Source organism: Pseudomonas sp. 18.1.10, from assembly GCF_024655625.1.
Taxonomy (GTDB): Bacteria; Pseudomonadota; Gammaproteobacteria; order Pseudomonadales; family Pseudomonadaceae; genus Aquipseudomonas.
This window is the reverse complement of record NZ_JANLGL010000313.1, coordinates 1-4,823: the sequence shown is the minus strand read 5'-3', so window position 1 is coordinate 4,823 and position 4,823 is coordinate 1. Positions and strand designations below refer to the sequence as shown.

Annotated in this window: 5 protein-coding genes; 3 read left to right on the top strand and 2 right to left on the bottom strand. The window is 59.3% G+C overall.

Annotated features, from left to right (window positions below; all coding sequences use genetic code 11):
• Positions 1 to 72: 72 nt before the first annotated feature.
• Positions 73 to 564 (bottom strand): transporter substrate-binding domain-containing protein, encoded by a 492-nt coding sequence (locus NUV89_RS27605; RefSeq protein WP_257783805.1) that lies wholly within the window; start codon positions 562 to 564, stop codon positions 73 to 75.
• A 134-nt stretch (positions 565 to 698) separates the two neighbouring features.
• Here NUV89_RS27605 and NUV89_RS27600 point away from each other — a divergent pair, with 134 nt between their 5' ends.
• On the top strand, positions 699 to 1,139 hold the full coding sequence (locus NUV89_RS27600; RefSeq protein ID WP_207040428.1) for a DUF4399 domain-containing protein: 441 nt from the start codon (positions 699 to 701) through the stop codon (positions 1,137 to 1,139).
• Between the two features lie 64 nt (positions 1,140 to 1,203).
• On the opposite strand, the gene serA is transcribed toward NUV89_RS27600, so the two are convergent.
• Positions 1,204 to 2,433 (bottom strand): phosphoglycerate dehydrogenase, encoded by a 1,230-nt coding sequence (serA, locus tag NUV89_RS27595; RefSeq protein ID WP_017736698.1) that lies wholly within the window; start codon positions 2,431 to 2,433, stop codon positions 1,204 to 1,206.
• 205 nt (positions 2,434 to 2,638) lie between these two features.
• Here serA and NUV89_RS27590 point away from each other — a divergent pair, with 205 nt between their 5' ends.
• Both NUV89_RS27590 and NUV89_RS27585 read left to right on the top strand, forming a co-directional pair.
• Entirely contained in the window at positions 2,639 to 4,033 is a 1,395-nt protein-coding gene (locus NUV89_RS27590) for an FAD-binding oxidoreductase (protein WP_257783804.1), read from the top strand.
• Between the two features lie 22 nt (positions 4,034 to 4,055).
• Positions 4,056 to 4,721, top strand: a complete 666-nt coding sequence (locus NUV89_RS27585; RefSeq protein ID WP_257783803.1) for a fumarylacetoacetate hydrolase family protein — start codon at positions 4,056 to 4,058, stop codon at positions 4,719 to 4,721.
• The last annotated feature ends 102 nt before the right edge of the window (positions 4,722 to 4,823 follow it).

Below are 4,823 nucleotides of genomic sequence, written 5' to 3'. Positions count from 1 at the left end.
CTCATCCGGTGGCTGACACACCGCTTTCGCGAGCAAGCCCGCTCCCACACAAGCCAGCTCCCACTTTAGATATCACTCGGCCTTGGTGGCGGGCTCGTTCTCAAGCCACTTCTGCGCCAACGCCTTCAACCGCCCATCCTCCTTCACCCGCTGCAACGCCTTGTCCAAACTCGCCTTGAACGCCGGGTTGCCCTTCTGGAACGGGATCGCCAGCTCTGGCTTCTCGTTGTACGCCTCACTGAAATCGAACCGATCCTGCAACAGGGCAGTCATAGCGATATGGTTGATGGCCACGTCGTACTTGCCGGTTTCCACTCCCGGCAGCAGATCGGCGTCATCGGTGGTGATAAACGAGGGGCGCACGTCCATTTCCTTGGCCAGTTGCTCACCCAGTTCCACTTCAAACCCGGTGAGTTTGTCGCCTTCCTTGAAGTTGAACGGCGGGGTGTTGGCCTCAAGGGCGATACGCAGTTCGCCACGGTCAAATACATCATCGACCAATTCGGCGTGAGCCAGAGGGCTCATCAGGGGCAGCACAAGTAACAGGCCAGGCGAAAAGCGCATGGTCACTCCTAGAGAATTTTTATGTGCGAGGCGCCGTTCAGCATCGCTTTGCTATGGTGTTGAGTGCCTTGGACAGCAATTTGTCGCGAAGTTGTCATAACCCTACAGATTTCACCGAAAAACTGGAGAAGCGAATGAAAGCCCTTTTGTCCCGTGCAACGATTGCCAGCCTGCTGCTGGGCGCCTCGATGATGGCCAGCGCTGCAGACCTGCCGCGTACCCCTGCACCTGCAGGTGCCGAAGTGTTTATCGTCTCGCCTAAAGACGGCGCGACCGTCGACAAGACCTTCACCGTCAAATTCGGCGTCAAGGGCCTGGACCTGGAGCCCATCGACAAGCAAGTGCATGGCGCCGGTCACCATCACCTGCTGGTAGATCGCGACGTGCAGTCGCTCAAGGCCGATGAGCCGATTCCGGCCGATGCCACCTCGATCCACTTCGGCAAGGCCCAAACCGAAACCGAACTCACCCTGACCCCAGGCAAGCACACCCTGCAATTGGTGGCAGGCGATAACGTACACCGCCAGTTCGAGCCTACTGTAGCCTCGAAAGTGATCACGGTTAACGTTAAGTAAGATTTGTTCAGATGCAAAAAAGGGAGCCCCGAGGGGCTCCCTTTTTGTTGGTGCCGTTGAAACCTTAGAACAACACGCGGCTACGAATCGTGCCTTTGATGTGCTGCAGCTTCTCTTGCGCCAGGTCCGAGTACTCGGCGTCGACGTCGATTACAACGTAGCCGACCTTCTCGTTGGTCTGCAGGAACTGACCGGAGATGTTGATGCCGTTTTCCGCGAAGACCTTGTTGATCTCCATCATCACGCCAGGGATGTTCTGGTGGATGTGCAGCAGACGGTGCTTGCCAGGGTGAGCCGGCAGGGCCACTTCCGGGAAGTTCACCGACGATACCGAGGTACCGTTGTCGCTGTACTTGACCAGCTTCTCCGACACTTCCAGACCGATGTTGGCCTGGGCTTCGGCAGTGGAACCGCCGATGTGCGGGGTCAGGATCACGTTGTCCAGGCCACGCAGCGGGCTTTCGAAGATGTCGTCGTTGGAGCGTGGCTCCACCGGGAACACGTCGATTGCCGCGCCGATCAGGTGCTTGTCCTTGATCGCGTCGGCCAGGGCGTCCAGCTCGACCACGGTGCCACGGGCAGCGTTAATCAGGATGCCGCCTTTCTTGATGGCGCGGATTTCCTTCTCGCCGATCATCCACTGGGTCTCAGCGGTTTCCGGGACGTGCAGGGTGACGATGTCGGACATGCCCAGCAGCTCGGTCAGGCTGGCCACTTGGGTGGCGTTGCCCAATGGCAGCTTGGTCAGGGTGTCGTAGAAGAACACCTGCATGCCCAGGCCTTCAGCCAGGACCGACAATTGCGTGCCGATCGAGCCGTAACCGACGATACCCAGCTTCTTGCCACGGATTTCGAAGGAGTTGGCCGCGCTTTTGATCCAGCCGCCACGGTGGCAGGAAGCGTTCTTCTCAGGAATGCCGCGCAACAGCAGGATCGCCTCGGCCAGCACCAGCTCCGCAACGGAACGGGTGTTGGAGTACGGTGCGTTGAACACCGCGATGCCGCGCTCGCGCGCTGCGTTGAGGTCGACCTGGTTGGTGCCGATGCAGAAACAGCCGACTGCCACGAGTTTCTTGGCGTGATCGAAGATTTCTTCGGTCAGCTGAGTGCGGGAGCGAATGCCGATGAAGTGCGCGTCGGCGATCTTTTCCTTGAGTTGGGCTTCCGGCAGAGAACTGGTGATGTACTCAATGCTGGTGTACCCGGCGGCTTTCAGAACGTCGACAGCCGATGGGTGGACGCCTTCCAGAAGAAGGAACTTGATCTTGCTCTTATCGAGAGAAGTCTTGCTCATCTGCGTAAACCTGTATCCCGGAGAAAAATGGCAGGGAATCGAGCAGCACAAGCTGACCCGGACGGCAGGAAAGCCGTCACCGCAGAAACGCCCTTGGGCTCTGTCCTGCGGGGGCGGTATGCTAGCATACGCGCCCCGCTAAACACCTATTCCTGCGACGTGAAGCGTTCTCAGGATGACCATGAATTGTTCGAGAGTTCTGTCGATGACCCATCCTGCCCTGATTGATGAGCTGAAGACCCTGGTTGAGCCTGGCAAAGTGCTGACCGATGCAGACTCCCTGGAGGCTTACGGCAAGGATTGGACCAAGCACTTCGCACCCGCGCCGACCGCCATCGTCTTCCCCAAGACCATCGAGCAGGTCCAGGCCATTGTGCGTTGGGCCAATGAACACAAGGTGGCCCTGGTGCCATCCGGTGGCCGCACCGGCCTGTCCGCCGCCGCCGTGGCCGCTAATGGCGAAGTGGTCGTGTCGTTCGACTATATGAACCAGATCCTCGACGTGAACCTCACCGACCGCACCGCCGTGTGCCAGCCGGGCGTGGTTACCAAGCAATTGCAGAACGTCGCCGAAGAAAACGGCCTGTACTACCCGGTGGACTTCGCGTCGTCCGGTTCCAGCCAGATTGGCGGCAATATCGGCACCAATGCCGGCGGGATCAAGGTGATTCGCTACGGCATGACCCGCAACTGGGTGGCCGGCATGAAGGTCGTCACCGGCAAGGGCGACGTGCTGGAACTGAACCGGGACCTGATTAAGAACGCCACCGGCTACGACATGCGCCAGCTGTTCATCGGCGCGGAAGGCACCCTGGGTTTTGTGGTGGAAGCCACCATGCGCCTGGACCGTGCGCCGAAAAACCTCACCGCGATGGTCCTCGGCACCACCGACTTCGACTCGATCATGCCGGTGCTGCACGCCTTCCAGAACAAGCTCGACCTGACCGCCTTTGAGTTCTTCTCCGACAAGGCCCTGGCCAAAGTCCTCGGCCGTGGCGACGTGCCGGCACCGTTTGAAACCGAGTGCCCGTTCTACGCACTGCTGGAATTCGAAGCCACCACCGAAGAAGTCGCCAACCACGCCCTGGAAACCTTCGAGCACTGCGTGGAGCAGGGCTGGGTGCTGGACGGCGTGATGAGCCAGAGCGAAACCCAGCTGCACAACCTGTGGAAGCTGCGCGAGTACATCTCCGAGACCATTTCCCACTGGACCCCGTACAAGAATGACATCTCGGTCACTGTGTCGAAAGTGCCGGCGTTCTTGAAGGAAATCGATGCGATCGTCGGCGAACACTACCCGGACTTCGAAATCGTCTGGTTCGGCCACATCGGCGACGGCAACCTGCACCTGAACATCCTCAAGCCAGAAAACCTGAGCAAGGACGAGTTCTTCGCCAAGTGCGCCACCGTGAACAAGTGGGTGTTTGAAACCGTCGAGAAGTACAACGGTTCGATCTCCGCCGAACACGGCGTGGGCATGACCAAGCGCGATTACCTGACGTACAGCCGTTCGCTGGTTGAAATCGAATACATGAAAGCCGTCAAAGCCGTGTTCGACCCGAACGGGATCATGAACCCTGGCAAGATCTTCGCTGTTTAATCGCCCCTGAAGGAGTCGTTCCATGAGCTACCAGCACAAGTATGTCGACGGCACCAACATCCACTTCCCGGTGGGCAAAGTGGTGTGCATCGGGCGTAACTACGCCGAACATGCCAAGGAACTGGACAATCCGGTGCCCACCGAGCCGTTGCTGTTCATCAAGCCAGGCAGCTGCGTGGTGGCATTGGAGGGCGGTTTCGCCATCCCTACCGAGCGCGGTTCGGTGCATTACGAAGCAGAAATCGCGGTACTGATCGGCAAGCCGTTGTCGACCAAGCCGAGCCGTGAAGAAGTGCTGGATGCCATCTCCGGCTTCGCCCCGGCGCTGGACCTGACCCTGCGCGACAAGCAAGCCGAGCTGAAAGCCAAGGGCCTGCCGTGGGAAATCGCCAAGTCCTTCGACGGCGCGGCGGTGATTGCACCGTTCGTGGTTAGCAGCACCTTCCCGGACGTGACCGACATCGGCATTCGCCTGACCATCAATGGCGAAGTGCGCCAGGACGGCAACAGCGCGATCATGCTCAACCCGATCGTGCCGATGATCCAGTACATGGCTGGCTGCTTCTCGCTGCAAGCGGGCGACGTGATCCTCACCGGCACCCCGGCCGGCGTGGGCCCGCTGAATGTGGGCGATGAGTTGGTGTTGGAGTTGTCGGGCGTTAACCGCTTCGAAAGCCAGGTTCGCTGACGAAACGCGATTAAAAATGTGGGAGCGGGCTTGTGTGGGAGCGGGCTTGCTCGCGAATGCGGAGTGTCAGTCGCTGAATTAGTTGACTGATCCACCGCCTGT